This window comes from Pseudonocardia sp. NPDC046786, from assembly GCF_040645415.1.
Lineage (GTDB): Bacteria > Actinomycetota > Actinomycetes > Mycobacteriales > Pseudonocardiaceae > Pseudonocardia > Pseudonocardia kongjuensis.
In genome coordinates this window covers 62,334-80,970 of sequence record NZ_JBEYYF010000002.1, presented here as the reverse complement: position 1 = coordinate 80,970, position 18,637 = coordinate 62,334, and the positions used below count along the sequence as shown (strand labels likewise).

Annotated in this window: 12 protein-coding genes; 7 read left to right on the top strand and 5 right to left on the bottom strand. The window is 74.6% G+C overall.

Translation table 11 applies throughout. The features are described from left to right. Positions 1–212 precede the first annotated feature (212 nt). From ABZ881_RS02520 to ABZ881_RS02505, 4 genes are all read left to right on the top strand, one after another. On the top strand, positions 213–1,997 hold the full coding sequence (locus tag ABZ881_RS02520) for a GNAT family N-acetyltransferase (RefSeq protein ID WP_358481211.1): 1,785 nt from the start codon (positions 213–215) through the stop codon (positions 1,995–1,997). Between the two features lie 45 nt (positions 1,998–2,042). Beyond that, positions 2,043–4,088 carry an NAD(+) synthase gene (locus ABZ881_RS02515; protein ID WP_358481209.1) on the top strand — a complete coding sequence of 682 codons (2,046 nt, stop codon included), beginning with the start codon at positions 2,043–2,045 and terminating at the stop codon, positions 4,086–4,088. 342 nt (positions 4,089–4,430) lie between these two features. Then, positions 4,431–4,679, top strand: a complete 249-nt coding sequence (locus ABZ881_RS02510; protein WP_358481207.1) for a hypothetical protein — start codon at positions 4,431–4,433, stop codon at positions 4,677–4,679. A gap of 266 nt (positions 4,680–4,945) precedes the next feature. After that, complete coding sequence (locus ABZ881_RS02505; RefSeq protein WP_358481206.1) at positions 4,946–5,743, top strand: hypothetical protein; 798 nt, start codon at positions 4,946–4,948, stop codon at positions 5,741–5,743. Here the strand turns inward: ABZ881_RS02505 and ABZ881_RS02500 are convergent. Both ABZ881_RS02500 and ABZ881_RS02495 read right to left on the bottom strand, forming a co-directional pair. Next, complete coding sequence (locus ABZ881_RS02500) at positions 5,740–7,740, bottom strand: PhoX family phosphatase (protein ID WP_358481571.1); 2,001 nt, start codon at positions 7,738–7,740, stop codon at positions 5,740–5,742. The genes ABZ881_RS02505 and ABZ881_RS02500 overlap by 4 nt on opposite strands. 351 nt (positions 7,741–8,091) lie before the next feature. After that, positions 8,092–8,820, bottom strand: coding sequence for a response regulator transcription factor (locus ABZ881_RS02495; protein WP_358481204.1), 729 nt, complete (start codon positions 8,818–8,820; stop codon positions 8,092–8,094). Between the two features lie 259 nt (positions 8,821–9,079). Between ABZ881_RS02495 and ABZ881_RS02490 the strand changes: the two genes are divergently transcribed. After that, positions 9,080–10,573: a GAF domain-containing protein gene (locus tag ABZ881_RS02490; RefSeq protein WP_358481202.1), complete on the top strand. Its 1,494-nt coding sequence runs from the start codon at positions 9,080–9,082 to the stop codon at positions 10,571–10,573. Positions 10,574–10,599: 26 nt separating this feature from the next. Here the strand turns inward: ABZ881_RS02490 and ABZ881_RS02485 are convergent, their stop codons facing one another. The 3 genes from ABZ881_RS02485 to ABZ881_RS02475 all read right to left on the bottom strand — a co-directional run bounded on the left by ABZ881_RS02485 (position 10,600) and on the right by ABZ881_RS02475 (position 16,341). Continuing rightward, on the bottom strand, positions 10,600–14,481 hold the full coding sequence (locus ABZ881_RS02485) for an ABC transporter ATP-binding protein (RefSeq protein WP_358481200.1): 3,882 nt from the start codon (positions 14,479–14,481) through the stop codon (positions 10,600–10,602). 82 nt (positions 14,482–14,563) lie between these two features. Continuing rightward, a complete protein-coding gene (locus ABZ881_RS02480; protein ID WP_358481198.1) occupies positions 14,564–15,421 on the bottom strand; it encodes a hypothetical protein in 858 nt (285 codons plus the stop codon). Further along, positions 15,418–16,341: an ATP-binding cassette domain-containing protein gene (locus ABZ881_RS02475; RefSeq protein ID WP_358481197.1), complete on the bottom strand. Its 924-nt coding sequence runs from the start codon at positions 16,339–16,341 to the stop codon at positions 15,418–15,420. Before ABZ881_RS02475 ends, ABZ881_RS02480 begins: the two co-directional genes overlap by 4 nt. Before the next feature lie 206 nt (positions 16,342–16,547). Here ABZ881_RS02475 and ABZ881_RS02470 point away from each other — a divergent pair, with 206 nt between their 5' ends. Together ABZ881_RS02470 and ABZ881_RS02465 are read left to right on the top strand one after the other, a co-directional pair. Next, on the top strand, positions 16,548–18,107 hold the full coding sequence (locus tag ABZ881_RS02470) for a long-chain-fatty-acid--CoA ligase (RefSeq protein WP_358481194.1): 1,560 nt from the start codon (positions 16,548–16,550) through the stop codon (positions 18,105–18,107). Between the two features lie 54 nt (positions 18,108–18,161). After that, positions 18,162–18,617 carry a Fur family transcriptional regulator gene (locus ABZ881_RS02465; protein ID WP_358481193.1) on the top strand — a complete coding sequence of 152 codons (456 nt, stop codon included), beginning with the start codon at positions 18,162–18,164 and terminating at the stop codon, positions 18,615–18,617. The last annotated feature ends 20 nt before the right edge of the window (positions 18,618–18,637 follow it).

Genomic DNA, 18,637 nt, shown 5'->3' with positions numbered 1-18,637 from the left:
AGATGTTTGGGACACCATCACCCGGGACGTCCGACCGGCAGGTCCTCCCGGGACGTCCGGTTCGCCCGATCTGCTGCACCTCACCGCCCCGACCGGCGACGCGGGCCGGGCCGCGCGCGCCGGACGGGCCCGCGGCGCTAGCGTCCGGAGCGGCTACCGTCCGCCGCCGGGCCGCACCGGGCCCGGGCGGGGCGGATCGACAGGAGGATCGCGTGGCGGCCGACACCGCCGGTGGACAACGGCGCGGCCCGGTCCGCGCCGGGAACCCGCGCCCGGATCCGGAGGCGCGGCGGCGACGGCTGTCCGAGGCGGCCGTCGTCCGGGCGGTCGTGTGGGCGGCCCGGATCGTCGGGTTGCTCACCGTCGCCACCGCGGTGCTGCCCGCGCCGCGCCGGCTGCTGGGCAGCGAGCTGCGCAGCTCCCTGGGTCTCCCGCCGGGCGTCGGGCTCGCCGGTCTGGTGGTGACGGCGGTCGCCGGGGTCGGGCTGCTGCTGCTCGCCACCGGGCTGCGCAGGCGCAAGCAGCGGGCCTGGTGGGTGGCGACCGGGACGACCGCCGTGCTGCTGGTGGTCAACGTGCTGCACGTCGTCGACCAGCGGCACGGGCTCACCCCGGCGGTGCTGGTCGGCGCGCTGCTGGTGGCACTGCTGGCGACCCGCCGGTACTTCGTGGCCCGCCAGGACCCGGGCGGGCTCGGCCGGGCGGTCCGCACGCTCGTCCAGTTCGGGCTGGCCGGCTTCCTGATCGTCTGGGTGCTGCTCGCCCTGAACCCGCGGCGGTTGGCCGACGACCCGTCGATCGCCGCGCAGGCCGCGCATGCCGGGCTGTCGCTGATCGGGGTCACCGGGCCGGTGACGTTCGCCCCGCACGCGCTCTGGCTCGACGACCTGACCGCTGCGGCCGGGCTGACCTTCGGCGTCGTCGCCGTGCTCACCGCCGGGTACCACCTGCTGCGCTCGCCGGAGCCGCGCCCGTCGCTGCTGCCGGAGGACGAGGAGCGGCTGCGCGCGCTGCTGCGGCAGCGCGACGGCGACTCGCTCGGCTACTTCGCGCTGCGCCGGGACAAGGCCGCGGTGTTCGCCCACGGCGGCAAGTCCGCCGTGTCCTACCGGGTGCTGGCCGGGGTCGCGCTGGCCTCCGGCGATCCGGTCGGCGACGTCGGCGCCTGGCCCGGCGCGATCGAGGCGTTCCTGCACGAGTGCACCCGCTACGGCTGGTCACCCGCGGTGCTCGGCTGCTCCGAGCGCGGCGCGACCGCCTGGGCGAAGGCCGGGCTGGACGCGCTGGAACTCGGCGACGAGGCGGTGCTCGACACGGCCACGTTCATCCTGGACGGGCGGCCTATGCGCGGCGTGCGGCAGACCGTGAAGCGGATGCAGCGGCTCGGGCACACCGCGGTCGTGCGCCGGCTGCGCGACTACGACGACGACGAGCGCACCCGGATCGCGCAGCGCGCCCAGCGCTGGCGCGGCGACGAGCACGAGCGCGGCTTCTCGATGGCTTCGTCGCGGGTGGCCGATCCGGCCGATCCGGACGCAGTGGTCGTCACCGTGTTCCGCGACGGCGAACCGAGCGGGATGCTGCAGCTCGTCCCCTGGGGCCCGGACGGGCTGTCGCTGGACCTGATGGTCCGCGACGCCGCCGCCGACAACGGGATCAACGAGCTGATGATCGCCGAGCTGATGGCGGCCGCCCCGCAGCTGGGCGTACGGCGGGTGTCGCTGAACTTCGCGGTGTTCCGGTCCGCGCTGGAACGCGGCGAGCGGATCGGCGCCGGGCCGGTCGCCCGCGGCTGGGCCCGGCTGCTGCGGCTGGCCTCGCGCTGGTGGCAGATCGACTCGCTGTACCGCTTCAACGCCAAGTTCCGGCCCGACTGGTACCCGCGCTACGTGCTGTTCCCGGCCGTCCGGGACCTGCCGCGGATCCTGTTCGTCGTGCTGGAGGCGGAGGGCTTCGGCGGGCGGCCCCCTGCGGTGCTGCGGCTGCTGCGCCGCTGACCGGGTCCCGGGCGGCGCGGCGGCCGCGCGGGGGAGAATGCCGATGTGGACTTCCGCTCCGTGTACCGCCAGCACTTCCTGCGTTCCGCCGCGGCCACCCTGCACACCACGATGGCGCAGCCGGCCGCGAACGCCGCCGCCGTGCTGGAGACCGCCCACGCCTGCCACGACGACGGCGTCGGGCTGGTCGTGTACCCCGAACTGACGCTGTCCGGCTACTCGATCGAGGACGTCCTGCTGCAGGACACCCTGCTGGAGGCCGTCGAGCGCGAGCTGGTCGCGCTCGCCGACGCGACCGCCGAGCTGCTGCCGGTGCTCGTCGTCGGGGCTCCGCTGCGGTACCGGCACCGGATCTACAACACCGCGGTGGTGATCCACCGCGGCCGGATCCTCGGCGTCGCCCCCAAGTCGTACCTGCCCACCTACCGCGAGTTCTACGAGCGCCGCCAGACCGCCGCAGGCGACGACGTGCGCGGTGCCACCATCCGGCTCGGCGGCGTCGAGCACCCGTTCGGCACCGACCTGCTGTTCGCCGCGCAGGACCTGCCCGGCTTCGTGCTGCACGTCGAGATCTGCGAGGACTTCTGGGTGCCGATCCCGCCGTCGGCCGAGGCCGCGCTGGCCGGGGCGACGGTGCTGGCGAACCTGTCCGGCTCGCCGATCACCGTCGGCCGCGCCGACGAGCGCCGGCTGCTGTGCCGCTCGGCGTCCGCCCGCTGCACCGCCGGGTACGTCTACGCCGCCGCCGGCGAGGGCGAGTCGACCACCGACGTCGCTTGGGACGGCCAGACCATGATCTACGAGAACGGCGTGCTGCTCGCCGAGTCCGGCCGGTTCCCGCTCGGCGCGCGGTACTCGGTGGCCGACGTCGACCTGGACCTGATCGCCGCCGAGCGGCGCAGGCAGGGCACCTTCGACGACAACCGGCGGACGCACGCCGCGCGCACCGGCGGGTTCCGCACGGTGGGCTTCCGGCTCGACCCGCCGGGCCACGACATCGGGCTGCGGCGCACCGTGGAGCGGTTCCCGTTCGTGCCCGCCGACCCGCAGCGGCTGGAGCAGGACTGCTACGAGGCGTACTCGATCCAGGTGGCCGGGCTGGAGCAGCGGCTGCGCGCCATCGGACAGCCGAAGGTGGTGATCGGGGTGTCCGGCGGGCTGGACTCCACGCACGCGCTGATCGTCGCGGCCCGGGCGATGGACCGGATGGACCGCCCGCGCACCGACATCCTGGCGTTCACGATGCCCGGCTTCGCCACCTCCGAGCACACCCGGAACAACGCCGTCGCGTTGTCCGAGGCGCTCGGCGTCACCTTCGCCACGATCGACATCACGCCGACCGCGCGGACCATGCTGACCGAGATCGGGCACCCGTTCGGCCGCGGCGAGCCGGTGTACGACGTGACGTTCGAGAACGTCCAGGCCGGGCTGCGCACCGACTACCTGTTCCGGCTCGCCAACCAGCGCGGCGGGATCGTGCTCGGCACCGGTGACCTGTCCGAGCTGGCGCTGGGCTGGTCCACCTACGGCGTCGGCGACCAGATGTCGCACTACAACGTCAACGGCGGGGTGCCGAAGACGCTCATGCAGCACCTGATCCGCTGGGTGGTCTCGTCCGGGCAGTTCGACGAGCCGGTCTCCGCGGTGCTCCGCTCGGTGCTCGACACCGAGATCACCCCGGAGCTGGTGCCCGCGGGCGACGGCCGCGAGGTGCAGTCCAGCCAGGCGACGGTCGGTCCGTACGCACTGCAGGACTTCACCCTCTGGTACACGCTGCGGCACGGGTTCCGGCCGTCCCGGATCGCGTTCCTGGCCGAACACGCCTGGTCCGACGCGGCTGCCGGGCAGTGGCCGCCCGGGTTCCCCGACGACGAGCGCCCCGCCTATTCGCCGGCCGAGATCCGGCACTGGCTGCAGGTCTTCGCGCAGCGCTTCTTCGCCTTCTCCCAGTTCAAGCGGTCCGCGCTGCCGAACGGCCCGAAGGTCTCCGCGGGCGGGGCGCTCTCGCCGCGCGGGGACTGGCGGGCGCCATCGGACATGTCGGCGGTGCTCTGGCTGGACGAGATCGCCCGGGAGATCCCGGCATCCTGATCGGGTGATCCACTTTCCGCGCCGGGCGCAGCCCCGGTGCGTGTCGTCGCACCTGCCGGACCGGCCGCCGATCGGCCTGCCGGTTCGGCGAGCGGTCCGCGGTCCGGGTGCCTCCCGCGGCCCTGCGGCGCCGGTCACGGCCGGTCACCGGTCCGATGCGCAACGGCGCCTGCCCGGCGGGCCGAGCAGCGGAAACGGATCGTCCACAGTGGAGCGTCCGGGGCCGCGTCCGGACCCCCGGACGCCGTCCCGCCCCTGCGCCACCCGGGTGATCCGCACTACTACTGTCCCCCGCAATCGACCTGGAGGTGAGTCTTGGCGCTCGCGAACATCCTGTCCGAGATGCCCGATCTGCTCGAGCGGACCCTGAGGGAGCACACCCCCGACGCCCAGGGCTTCTGCCGGGAGTGCCGGGACGCCACCGGGGTCAGTGCGACCTGGCCGTGCGTGACCCGCGAGCTCGCCGAGCAGGCCCGCTCGATGAACGGCGCCCCGCCCGCCGGGACCGTCGCCGGGCGCCGCCGGGCGCGCGAGCTCGGCTCCGCGCCCGCCCGGCCGGCGCTGACCAACGGCCGGCACCGCTCCCCCTGACCGCTCGCCCCGGCCCTGCACCGAACGTCCGGTCGGGGCCGGCGTCCGGACATATCCAGACGCCCGGGTGGGCGGGAAGGTTGCGACCACTCGCCGCAGCGGACGGCGCGGTCATCTCCCGTCGCCGCCGGAGGCCGGGCCGGACCGGTGCTTTTCGCTAGCGTCCGGGACGGAACACGCGGTCCGGTTCCCCCGACGGGCAGGGATTCCCCCGATCCCACGCTCCCCCGCAGCCCGCCCGGCCCGCGTGCCGGAGGAGAACTGTCGTGCCCCGACACCGCCACCGGCGGGCGGACGAGACCCTGTCCGGTCTTCGTCACGTCGCCACCGCGGCTGCCGTCGCCAGCGGAGCCCTCGCCGTCGTCACCCCCGTCGCCGGTCTGGAGTTCGGCCCGGTCCAGGCGGACCTGCGCCTGGCGTCCGAGTCCACCGACGAGCCCGATCTCGACGCCGCCTTCGCCGGCGCCGCGCCCGCCGCCGGCGCGCCGCGCGACGAGCCGGTGCTCGGCGCCGACCTGGTCCGCTCGGCGGGCCTGCTCGATGCCACCGCCGACGCCGGCCGCGCCGCCGGCGAGGAGGCCGAGCGCATCGCCCGGGAGGCCGCCGAGCAGGCCCGCTCGGCCGCGGGCCGCGACCGCCCGCAGCCCGGCGAGGGCGCCGGCCGCGGCGGCCCGAGCAGCGCGGCCTGCGACATCGACACCAGCGGCCTCGGCCCGGTGCAGAGCTGGGTCGCCGACGCCGCCGAGTTCCTCGGCTGCGCCTACGGCCAGCCCGAGCTGATCGGCGTCGCGCAGCGCGGCAACGCCTCCGACCACCCATCCGGCCACGCCCTGGACCTGATGGTCCGGGGCGAGACCGGCGACCGGATCGCCGAGTGCGCGCTCGCCAACGCCGACGAGCTGGGCGTCAAGTACGTGATCTGGGAGCAGCAGATGAACCACGGTTCGGGCTGGACCGAGATGGAGGACCGCGGCGACGACACCGCGAACCACGTCGACCACGTGCACATCTCGTTCGAGAAGAGCGCCGGCTCCGGCGATCCCGACCTGGGGAAGTGCGCCTAGACCCCGATCGCCCCGCGCCGGTTCCGGATCGACACCACCGCCGGCCGCGGCTGGGTGGCGCCGCCGTCCGGCCAGTGCGACGCCGGCTGCTCCGGTGAGGCGTCGTCGAGATCACCCGGGTGCTGCACCGAGACCAGCACGAACTCCTCGGTGACGACCGGCCCGCAGCACTCCGAGCCGACCGGCACGCTGGCGAACAGCCGGGTCGACCCGCGCTGCGGTCCCTCCAGCACGACGCCGTACAGCCCGTCGTTGATCTCCAGTGCCTGGCTGGAGTCGGTGGAGATCCACAGGTTGCCGTGCCGGTCGAAGGCCAGGTTGTCCGGCGAGGTGATCGGGCTGACCTGGGACCTGTCGAAGCCGCCGAAGTACGTCGACGGGTCCGCCGGATCGCCGCACACCAGCAGGATGGTCCAGCCGAACGTGGTGGCCGCCGGGTCGTCGCCCCGCTCGGTCAGCTCAATCACGTGCCCGTGCTGGTTGGCGTGCCGCGGATTCGCCTCGTCGGCGCCCGCCTCGCCCGCCTTGCCGCGGTCGGAGTTGTTGGTGCAGGCGATGTACACCTTGCCGGTCCGCGGGTTCGGCTCGATGTCCTCGGGCCTGTCCATCTTGGTCGCGCCGGCCCGGTCGGCGGCGAGCCGGGTGAACACGAAGACGTCGGCCACGCTCATCCCGTCCACGTAGGACGTCGTGGTGGAGGCCAGCGGCGTCCACGTCCCGCCACCGTCGAAGGCGCCGTCGGCCGGGAGCGCACCGTCGCCGGTGATCTCGGCGGCCGGGCTGTTCCCGGTGAAGGTCGCGACGTAGAGGGTGCCGGAGGCGAGCAGACCGGCATTGTGCTCGCGGGCGGCCCGGCTGTTCCCCCTGCGCATCCGCTTGTCGGACACGAACTTGTAGACGTAGTCGAAGCGCTCGTCGTCGCCCATGTAGACGACCGGGCGTCCGTCCCGGGTGAGCGCGACGGTGGCCCCCTCGTGCTTGAACCGGCCGAGCGCGGTGTGCTTGACCGGCTTCGCCGACGGATCGTGCGGGTCGATCTCGACGATCCAGCCGAACCGGTTCGCCTCGTTCGGCTCCCGGGCGAGGTCCCAGCGCGGATCGACCCGCTCCCAGCGGCGCTCGGACGGGCCCTCGGCGATGCCGTACCGCTCGGCCCGCGGATCGGTCACCGGGCCGGACGCGAAGTAGCCGTCGACGTTCTCCTCCCCGGTCAGGAAGGTGCCCCACGGGGTGGTGCCGCCCGCGCAGTTGCCGATCATGCCCAGCACCGCGCGGCCGCTCGGGTCGCCGGCGGTGCGCAGCACCTCGGCACCGGCCGCCGGGCCGTCGAACACCATCGGGGTGTCCGCGGTGATCCGCCGGTTGAGCCGGCCGGCCCGGTCGTGGCGCAGCTCGCCGGTCCGCCGGTCGCGGACCACCTCGACGACCGCGCCACCGTGCGCGGCGATCCCGATCCGGATCTGCTCCTCGGTCGGGTTCTCCTCGTCGAAGCCGCGGAACATCAGCGGTTCGAGGGTGTACTCGTGGTTGGAGTACATGACGTGCCGCTTCCCGGCGGCGTCCAGCGGCAGGATCCCGCAGAAGTCGTTGTTGTAGCCGAACTGGCGGGCCTGCGCGGCCGCGGTCTGGTTCTCGAAGTCGAACTCGGGGGCGTCCGGGAAGATCGGGTCGCCCCAGCGGACGACGACGTTGCTCGCGTAGCCGGACGGGACCCGCACGGCGTCGTCGAGGTTCGGGGCGACGGTCTCGTAGCGCAGCCCCCGGGGCGGGGGACCCGGGTGCGCTGGGCCGTTTCCTGTGCCGTTTCCTGTCCCGGCCGCGGTTCCCGCGCCGGTGGTGGCGAGCCCGGCGCCCGCGGTCAGCCCGAGCACCGCACCGGCCCGGAGCACCCCGCGGCGGTCCAGCACGGTACGCAGGACATCACCGAAGTACCCGTTCGACGACGTGTTCGGCTCCGGCCGGGAGCAGGCGTCACCGCAGCGGTAGCGGCAGGTCAGGCCCTGCCGGCCGAGCGGGAGCAGGCGCAGCGCCGGGCGGTCGCCTGCGTCGTGGGGATCCGGGCGGCACTGGGCCACGGTCGTCCTCCTGGAACGTGGTGGGGACGGACGGTGTCGGGTCGCAACCGTCCGGTGCCCGCATCACAACAGGCGAATCCACCTACCGGGTGATCCAGGAGTGGCCGCCGGGTGAACGACCTCACCCGGCGACGTGGTCTCGGCCACGACCATGATCCGCGTCCCGGGAGTGCAGCGCACGCCTGCGCTCACCGAACAGGGATCATGGAGAAACCGGGCCGGGGCGGGATCTCCGCGCACCCCGGCCCGGCGGTCCGTGCCGCCCGAGGGTCCTCAGACGATGCCCTGGCGGGCCGCGGTGTAGACGATCTCGGTGCGCCGCCGGACCTCCAGCTTGTCGCGCAGGTTCCGCACGTGGAATTTCACCGTCGCCTCGGAGATCCGCAGCCGGGCCCCGATCTCCCGGTTGCTCATGCCGACCGCGAGCAGCCGCAGGACCTGGTTCTCCCGGTCGGTGAGCAGCGAGGTCCGGCACAGGTCGGGGCCGGTGTCCTGGGTGTTCTCGCGCAGCACCTGCAGCGGCCCGGCGCTGCCGGTGCCGGGATCGAAGACGCCCTCGCCGCGCAGCACCGCCCGCACCGACCGCACGATCTCCCCGGTGTCGGCGCCCTTGCGCAGGTAGCCGTGCACGCCGAGGCGGACGGTGCGCATCATCGCGTCGCGGTCCCGGCAGCCGGTCAGCACCAGGATCTTCGCGCCGCGGCAGCGCTCCAGCAGGGCCCGGACCAGGTCCAGCCCCGGGCGCTCGTCGCGGCCGAACTCGATGTCGACGATGATCGCGTCCGGGCGGGAGCGCTCGGCGGCCATCAGCGCGTCGCGCGGGGAGGACGCCTCACCCGCCGGGGCGAGATCGGGCTCCGCGGTCAGCAACGCGCGCAGACCGTGCCGCACGATCGGCTCGGAGTCGATGACAAGTACCCGGGCCGCCCGCCGGATCACCTCGGCGGAGTCGCCACCACGGACCTGCACGTCGGTGGCTCCACGAACGGCTTCGAGCGTCATCGCTGTCCTCCGGTACGTCCTCGCCGGGCCGCCTCCGTGACGACCCGGCCGCCACCGTAGGGCGGGTTACGTTGCCCGCACGTTGCGCTCGCACGGACACGGTGGGTGCAACCGTCTGAGCAGGCAGGTCTGCCGGGCAGTATCTGCGGGTATGCTCCCGTTTCCAGGACTGGCGAACCCACGGTGGCGATCCCGCGACGCAGCGGAACCGCACGACGTGGCGCCCGCGTGGCGTCCGCGGCTGGAACGGGGAGGCGACATGCTCGATGCAGACGGTGGATCGGCCGCCGACGAGCTCGTCGCGGACGCGAACCGGCTGCGCCGCATCTACGACGACGGGCTCGGCACCGGCGGATCGACCGGTGCCCCGCGGCCGGTGGTGTCCGACTCCTGGCAGCGCAGCCTCGCCGCCCGGGTCGACCCGGACAGCCGGCTGCCCCCGCTGGTGTACCGCGCCGACGAGCTGCGCGAGGTCCGCGAGAACCATCCGCTGCACGCGGTGATGCCGCTGCTGCGCACCACCCTGGTGAGCATCGCCGACGAGGCGATGCACGTCATGCTGGTGACCGACGCCGACGGCCACGTGCTCTGGCGGGACGGCGCGCACGGCCTGCTGCACTCCGCCGACGACGTCGGGCTCTGCGAGGGCACCCGCTGGACCGAGGACGCGATCGGGACCAACGCGATGGGCACCGCGCTCGCCCTCGACGAGCCGGTCCGCATCCACTCCGCGGAGCACCTGGTGCGCACCTACCACGACTGGACGTGCGTGGCCGCCCCCGTGCACGACCCGGACACCGGCGACACCATCGGCGCGATCGACATCTCCGGCCCGCTGCACACCGTGCACCCGGCGCTGGTCCAGCTGGTCACCGCCACCGCGCACCTCGCCGAGAACCAGCTGCGGGTGCGGCTCGCGATCGCCGACGAGCGGCTGCGGGTGAAGAACATGCCGCACCTGTCCGCGCTGCGCGGCGCCGAGGGCGCGCTGCTCTCGCCGAGCGGGCGGGTGATCGCGAGCGAGCCCTACGGCCGGTTCCCGGAGCGGATCCGGGTCGAGGAGGGCGCGGAGCGGGTCCGGCTCGGGGACGGCCGCGAGATGGCCGTCGAACCGCTGACCGAGGGATACCTGCTGGTGCCGCCGTCGCGGCGGCGCGGCCGGGTGACCCGGTCCACCGGCTCGTCGCTGGCGCTGCGGTTCACCGGCGGTGCCGGGCCGCGGATCACCCTGGACGGGACGGACACCGCGGCCACCCTGCGCCCGGCCGAGATCCTCACCGCACTGGCCCTGCACCCGGACGGGCTGTCCGGCGAGCAGCTGACCCTGATGCTCTACGGGGAGGACGGCAACCCGACGACCGTGCGCGGCGAGATCCACCGGCTGCGCAGCTCGCTGGGCGCCGACCTGCTGCTGACCCGGCCGTACCGGCTGGCGACCGAGCCGGACGCCGACTTCCTGCGGATGCGGGACGCGCTGCGCGAGGGCCGGGTCGCCGACGCGCTCGACGCCAGCCACGGCGAGCTGCTGCCCCGCTCGGACGCCCCGGCGGTGCGCGAGCTGCGCGACGAGCTGGTCGCCGGCCTGCGGCACGCGATCCTCGCGACCGACGACGCCGGGCTGCTGCACCGCTACACCGGGCATCCGCTGGGCGGCGACGACCTGCAGGTGCACGAGCGCCTGCTGGAGCTGCTCGACCGCGACGACCCGCGACGACCCGCCGTCGCGGCCCGCGCGGAGCGCCTGCTCGGCTGAGCCGGCACCCGGCTGCCCGGCCCTGCTCAGGGCCGGATGGCCAGCGGGCTGTCCGGCTCCGGTTCCAGCTCGCCGGCCCGCCACAGCGCGGCGTAGCGGCCCCCGGCCCGGACCAGCTCGTCGTGCGTGCCCTGCTCGGCGATACGCCCGTCGGCCAGCACGACGATCCGGTCCGACCGACGGGCGGTCTGCAACCGGTGCGCCACCACGAACGCGGTGCGCCGCGAGGACACCCGCTCCCCGGCGGCCAGCACCGTGGCCTCGGTCGCCGGGTCCAGCGCGGCCGTGGCCTCGTCGAAGATCAGCACGTCCGGGTCGACCAGTTCGGCCCTGGCCAGCGCGACCAGCTGGCGCTGCCCGGCCGACAGCCCGAGCCCGCGCTCCCCGACCGGCGTGCGGAACCCCGCGGGCAGCGACCGCACCAGGTCGAGCGCACCGACCGCACGGGCCGCCGCCTCGATCGCGGCGGGCGAGGCGTCCGGCCGCCCGTACGCGATGTTGGACGCGACGTCGCCGGTGAACAGGTGCGCCTCCTGCGGGACGACGCCGAGCCGGGAGCGGTACCCGGCGAGCGGATAGCGGCGGACGTCGACCCCGTCGACCCGCACCTGGCCGTCGCCGGTGTCGTAGAACCGGGCCAGCAGCTTGATCAGCGTGGACTTCCCGGCGCCGGTCGCCCCGACCAGCGCCACCGTCTCGCCGGGCGCGACCCGCAGCGAGACGTCGTCCAGCGCCGGACGGTCCACCCCGGCGTAGCGGAAGGTGACGTGGTCCAGCTCCACCTCGCCGTGCAGCCGCTCCGGCACCTCGACCGGCTCCAGGTCGCCGCCGCGACCGGCCCGGTCAGGCACTGAGGTGGGGGTGCGCAGCAGCTCGGAGATCCGGTTCAGCCCGACCCGGGCCTGCTGGTAGCCGTCGAACACCTGGGACAGCTGCTGGACGGGGCCGAAGAACAGGGTCAGGTACAGCAGGAACGCGAACAGCACGCCGGGTGTCATCTCGCCGGCGGCGATCCGGGCACCGCCGATGCCGAGCACCACCGCGGTCGCGACGTCGGAGAGCAGCGCGACGAACGGGAAGTAGGTGGCGATGTAGCGCTGGGCCCGCAGCCGGGACCGGCGGTAGGCGTCCGAGCGCTCGCCGAACCGGTCGTAGCTGAGCTCCTCGCGCACGTAGGCCTGCGCGATCCGGACGCCGGTGACGTTCTCCTGCAGGTCGGCGTTGACCACGCTGACCCGTTCCCGGGCCTCGGCGTAGGCCCGCGAGGAGTAGCGGCGGAACACCACGGTGCCGGCCAGCAGCAGCGGCAGCAGCCAGCCCAGGGCGTAGAGCGCCAGCTCGGCGTCGGTCAGCACCAGCGCCACCGCGACGCCGGCGATGGTCAGCAGGCTGACCACGGCCTGCGCGAGACCGGTCTGCAGGAACGTCGACAGCGCGTCGACGTCGGTGGTCATCCGAGTCATGATCCGGCCGGAGAGCTCGCGCTCGTAGTAGTCGAGGCCGAGCCGCTGCAGGTGCGCGTAGCTGCGGATCCGCAGCAGGTAGAGCAGGCTCTCCCCGGCCCGGGCGGTGACCAGTGTCTGGAACCCGACGACGACGGCGTCGATCAGCACGATCAGCAGCCCGACCAGCGCCGCGACGACCAGCACCCGGGTCGCCCCGTCGACGATGCCGGAGTCGACGGCGACCCGGGCCAGGGTGGGCAGGGCGAGCGTGGCCAGCGCGTCGGTGGCCATCAGCGCGATGCCCAGCACGAGCAGCGGACGCACCGGCCGCAGCAGCGACGCCAGCCGGAAGTCCGGGTCCGGCGCGGTCGGGTCGCCGCCGCCGCGCAGCCGCGGCGACTCGGTGGGCGGGGGCAGCTTCGCGACCGCCTCCAGCAGCTCCGGGGTGGCGCTCACCGAGCCGGCCCAGCCGGCGGCGCCGCCGCCCGCCTCCCGGCCGAGCGCCCGGTCCGGGTCGGCCGCCGCCTCCGCGGTCGCCGGCCACAGCTCCGGGGTGCCCGCGGTCACGGCGGCCCCGGTGTCGGGGGTGGTCGCGGTGGTCGCCGAGCCGAGCACGACCGCCGGGTCGGCGGGCGACCGGCCGTCGCCCGGGTCACCGGGCTCGCGCCGGGCGGCGCCGCCCAGCTCGTCGACCGATCCGGTGGCCAGCAGCTCCCGGAAGAGCGGACATCGGCCGCGCAGCTCGTCCTCGGTGCCGATGTCGACCACCCGGCCGCGGTCGAGCACCGCGATCCGGTCGGCCAGCGCGAGCGTCGAGCGGCGGTGCGCCACCAGCAGGGTGGTGCGCTGCGCGGTCAGCTCGTGCAGCGTCTCGTGGATCGCCGCCTCGGTCGCGGTGTCCACCGCGGACGTCGCGTCGTCGAGCACCAGCACCCGCGGCTTCGACAGCATCGCGCGGGCCAGCGCGATCCGCTGCCGCTGGCCGCCGGACAGGGTCAGCCCGCGCTCGCCGACCTCGGTGTCGTAGCCGTCGGGCAGGTCCTCGACGAACCCGGCGACCTGCGCCGCCTCGGCGGCGGCCCGGATCTCGTCCTCCCCCGCGTCCGGCCTGCCGTAGGCGATGTTGTTGCGGATCGTGTCGGAGAACAGGAACGCCTCCTCGAACACCACCCCCAGCTCGGCCCGCAGGTCGTGCAGCCGCAGCTCCCGCAGGTCGACGCCGCCGATCCGGAGCGCACCGGCCTGCGGGTCGTAGAAGCGCGGGAGCAGCAGCGCGACCGTCGACTTGCCGGAGCCGGCCGGCCCGACCAGCGCGAGCGTCTCCCCCGGCTCGACCCGCAGCGACAGCTCGTCGAGCACCGGATCGGGTGCGGCGTGCCCGTCCGGCCCGGAGCCCGCCGGTTCGTAGCCGAACCGCACCGCGTCGAGCTCGACGACCAGCGGCCCGGCCGGCAGCTCGCGGGGCTCGGCCGGGTCCACGATCTCGGACTCGGCGTCGACGATCTCGTAGACCCGCTCCGCGGCGGCCCGGGTGAGCTGGCCGGTGACCACCAGCGCGCCGATCAGCCGGGCCGGCCCGACCAGCATCCCGACGTAGGCGGTGAAGGCCAGGAAGGTGCCGAGATCGATCGAGCCGCGGGCGGCCATGAGCCCGCCGACCCCGATCACCGCGACCTGACCGAGGCCCGGCAGCGCCAGCAGCGCCGGATTGAGCCGGGCGGTCAGCCCGGCGGCGCGCAGCCGCTCGCCGTAGAGCCGGTGCGCCCGGCGCTCCAGCTCGGCGGACTCCCGCGCCTCCTGGCCGAAGCCCTTCACCACCCGGACACCGGTGACGGTCTCCTCGACCTGCTGGGCGATCTCGGCGGCCCGCTGCTGGGCCGACCAGGTCGCCGGGAACAGCGCGCGCCGGATCCGGTTGGTCGCCAGGAACGCCACCGGCAGCATGACCAGCGCGATCACCGTGAGCAGCGGGGACAGCCACAGCATCGCCGCGATCGCGACGACGACCAGCACCACGGTGCCCGCCGACAGCGGCACCATCGACAGGAAGCCCTGCACGAGCTGCAGGTCCGAGATCGACCGGGAGGCGACCTGCCCGGTGCGCAACCGGTCCTGCCGGACCCCGTCCATCCGCTGCACCGCGGCGAACACCGCGCGGCGCAGGTCGTGCTGGACGTTCAGCGCCATCTTGCCGCCGAGGTAGCGGCGCACGAAGGCGCCGGCGAACTTCACGACGCCCAGCACCAGCAGCGCGAGTACGGCGGGCAGCAGGACCCCGGTGTCGCCGGCGACGACACCGTTGACGCCCTCGCGGATCACCAGCGGGCCGACCGCCTCCAGCCCGACGCCGGCCATCGAGGCGGCGAGCGCGCCGAGGGTGACGCGGCGGTGCCGCAGGCAGGCCTGCGCGAGGCGGCGGATCCAGCCCGGCCGGGCCGGATCGTCGTGCGGGGGACGGGACACGTGGATCAGGCTATGCCCGACCCCCGACAGAAAGCCTGCCGGTCCGGCCGGGCTGCTGGTCAGGTGGCTGGTCAGGTGCGGATCAGGTGATGTCCCGCCGCCCGCCGACGACGACCGCGAGCGCGACCCCGGCGGCGGTCCAGGCGAGCAGCACCAGCAGCGCCACCCAGCCGGGCGGCGGCGCGCTGACCCCGGCGAGGAACTCCAGCACCATCCGGCCGTCGGTGCCGGCGCCGGCGGTCCGGACCGGTGCCTCGTAGAGCGCCACGTCGCCGGCGTTGCCGGGCAGGAACGGGGTGAGCCGGGCGAACACCGACGGGTCGCCGAACGACGACTCGCCGGCGCGCAGCGCCCCGGCGATCATGTTCTCGCCGAGCAACAGATAGCCGACGGTGAGCGCGACCGCGCCGGCCTGGTTCGGCACGAGCGTCCCGATCGCCACCCCGAGCCCGCCCCACAGCGCGCAGACCAGCACCCCGACCGCGCCGAGCCCGGCCAGCTGACCCCAGCCCGGGAGCTGCTGGCCGCCGAGCACGGCGCCGCCGAGCAGCGGTCCGAGCAGCGCGACGACCAGCCCGTAGATCCCGGCGACGACGGCGCCGACCACCACCTTCGCGCCCAGCACCTGGGTCCGCGCGCCGATCAGGTAGGCGAGGGTGACCGTCCGGTGCCGGAACTCGCCGGCGGCGAGCAGCGCGCCGAACGCGGCGCCGACGACGGTGGTCATGCTCAGCGTCGAGGCCATCCCGGTGAGCAGCAGGATCGACGACGTCTCGGTCGCCGCCGGGACGAGCAGCGTGATCAGGCTGCCGAACAGGCTCATCGCCAGCGCGAGCAGCAGCACCGGAATCAGCATCAGCCACCACAGCCGCACCGACAGGGTGCGGCGGATCTCCGCGTGCAGCACCGCCATCCAGCGGTGCGGGGCACCGACGGTCATCCGATCTCCTCCCCCGCGAGCAGCCGCAGGAACATCTGCTCCAGGCCGACCCGTTCCTCGGTCAGCCCGTGCACCGCGACGCCCGCCGCGAGCGCGAGGTCGCCGACCCGCACGCCGTCGGCACCGGCCACGGCCAGCCGCCCGTCGTCGATCCGGTCGATCTCGGTGATCCCGGCGGCGGCGAGCGCCTCGGCCAGCCGGACCGGGTCGGCGGCGCGGACCAGCACCCGGGCGTCGTGCCCGGCGCGCAGCTCGGCGACCTCACCGTCGAACCGGCACCGGCCGCGGTCGATGACGACCAGCCGCCGGGCGGTCAGCTCCATCTCGGCGAGCTGGTGCGACGACACGAGCACGCTGCGCCCGGACGCCGCGAAGGCGTTGAGGAACGACCGCAACCAGGCGATGCCGTCCGGGTCGAGGCCGTTGCCCGGCTCGTCGAGCACCAGGATCCGCGGATCCCCCAGCAGCGCGGCGGCCAGCGCCAGCCGCTGGTTCATCCCCAGCGAGAACCCGCCGGCCGGGCGGTCGCCGGCCGCCGCCAGGCCGACCAGGGCGAGCACCTCGTCGACCCGGGTGTCGGGGACGCCGATCGCGGCCGCGGCGGCCCGCAGGTGCGCCCGCGCGGTCCGCTTCGGGTGCACCCCCTGGACCTCCAGCACGGCGCCGACCACCCGGCCGGGCGAATCCAGCGCGCCGTACGGGACGCCGTCGACCAGCGCCCGGCCCGCGCTCGGCCGGACCAGGCCGAGGATCATCCGCAGTGTCGTCGTCTTGCCGGAGCCGTTCGGCCCGAGGAACCCGGTCACCGATCCGGGCTCGACGGTGAAGCTCAGGTCGTGCACCGCCTCCACCGGCCCGAACCGCTTGCCCAGACCCTCCACGGTGATCCGGCCGGGTCCGGCCGGTGCCGTCTCCTGCACTCCAGGCCCTTCCGCCGCTCTCGGCCGGTCCCGGGCTCGCGCCCGGACACCGCGTGCCGGGCCATCCTGACCCAGCGCCGGCAACCCGGCCGAGGCGGGGCGCACCGGAGTTGTCCACAGGCCGGCCGACCCCCTGGTGCGGGGCGGACGGAACGGACAGGATGGCGTGCGTCACATGCACGACCGAGTCGCAAGGGAGCTACCTCGTGATCGACCCGAACAGCACCGTCTCGTCCCTGCTGCGGCGGCACGCCTCCGAACGGCCGGACGACGAGGCCCTGCGGTTCGGCGGGGTCGTGCGCACCTGGGCCGAGCTCGACGAGCGGGTCCGCCGGCTGGCCGCGGCGCTGCGGGCCGAGGGGATCGGCCCCGGCGACCGGATCGCGGTGCTCGATCTCAACCACCCGTCGTGCCTGGAGCTCTCGCTGGCCTGCGCCCGGATCGGCGCGGCCAACGCGGTGGTCAACTTCCGGCTCGCCCCGCCGGAGATCCTCTACGTGATCAACGACGCGCAGGCACGGCTGCTGGTCGTCGGCCCCGAGTTCGCCGCGGCGGCGGCCGGGCTGCGGGACAAGCTGGACACCGTGCAGCGGGTGCTCCCGGTGGGCGGCGACACCGACGAGTACGAGGCGTTCCTGGCCGCCCACGACCCGGACACCGAGCCCTACGACGCCGCGCCGGACGACTGCTTCGTGCAGCTCTACACCTCGGGGACGACCGGCTTCCCGAAGGGCGCGATGCTCACCCACGCCGGGATGCTGGCGCACGCCGCGCACGTGGCGGCCGACTTCGAGCTGGGCCCGGCCGACGTGGTGCAGGTGGCGATGCCGCTGTTCCACGTGGGCGGCACGAGCTACGCCTTCGTCGCGCTCGCCCAGGGCGCGCGGATCGTGATGGCCCGGATGCCCGATCCGGCGGCCCTGCTGGACATGGTGGCCGAGCAGCGGATCACGCACACGTTCTGGGTGCCCGCGCTGATGGGCGCGATGACCCAGGTGCCCGGCGCGGCGGACCGCGACTACTCGTCGCTGCGCGCGATCTCCTACGGCGCCTCGCCGATGCCGCTGCCAGTGCTCCGGGCGTCGCTGGAGCTGTTCGGCCCGCGGCTGCACCAGGTGTACGGGATGACCGAGGCGTGCGGCGTGGTCACCTCGCTGGGCCCCGAGGACCACGCCGATCCGGCCCTGGCGCACCGGCTGGTCTCGGCGGGCACGCCGATCAGCGGCGTCACGATCGAGGTCCGGGACCCGGCGACCGGCGACCGGCTCGGCACCGACCAGCCCGGCGAGATCTGGGTGCGGACCGACCAGCTGATGAGCGGGTACTGGCAGAAGCCGGAGGCGACCGCGTCGGCGATCACCCCGGACGGCTGGCTCCGGTCCGGCGACGGCGGGCACGTCGACGCCGACGGGTACGTCTTCATCACCGACCGGATCAAGGACATGATCGTCTCCGGCGGGGAGAACGTGTACCCGGCCGAGATCGAGCGGGTGCTGGCCGAGCATCCCTCGGTCGGCGACGTCGCGGTGATCGGCGTGCCGGACGAGCGCTGGGGCGAGGTCCCGAAGGCGTGCGTGGTGGCCGCGCCGGGGGCGACCGTCGACCCGGAGGCGCTGATCGCCCACGCCCGCGAGCACCTGGCCTCGTTCAAGTGCCCGAAGACGGTCGACGTGCTGGATGAGCTGCCGCGCAACGCGACCGGCAAGATCCTCAAGAAGGACCTGCGGGCGCCGCACTGGGCCGGCCGGGAACGCAACACCGTCTGAAAGTGAGACACGCCGAAACTTGACCTGTTCCAGAAAAGTGTGCAGGCTCGACCCGTGTCGATCGCTTCGGACCACGAGGGCATGTTGCGCGGAGCCGCGCTGCGCGTGACGCGCCCCCGGCTGGCCGTGCTGGACGCCGTGCACACCCATCCGCACGCGGACACGGACACGATCATCCGGGTCGTGCGGTCGGACCTCGGCGAGGTGTCCCACCAGGCCGTCTACGACGTCCTGCGGGCCCTCACCGGGGCCGGTCTCGTGCGGCGCATCCAGCCGTCGGGCTCCGTCGCGAGGTACGAGGCCCGGGTCGGCGACAACCACCACCACGTGGTCTGCCGATCCTGCGGGGCCATCGCCGACGTCGACTGCGCCGTCGGCCACACGCCCTGCCTCACCGCGTCCGACGACAGCGGCTTCGTGATCGACGAGGCCGAGGTCGTCTACTGGGGCCGTTGCCCCGCCTGCTCCACCACCACCACCACAGATCCTGGAAGGAGTGCCCGTGTCTGACGAGCACGTCACCGTCGAGG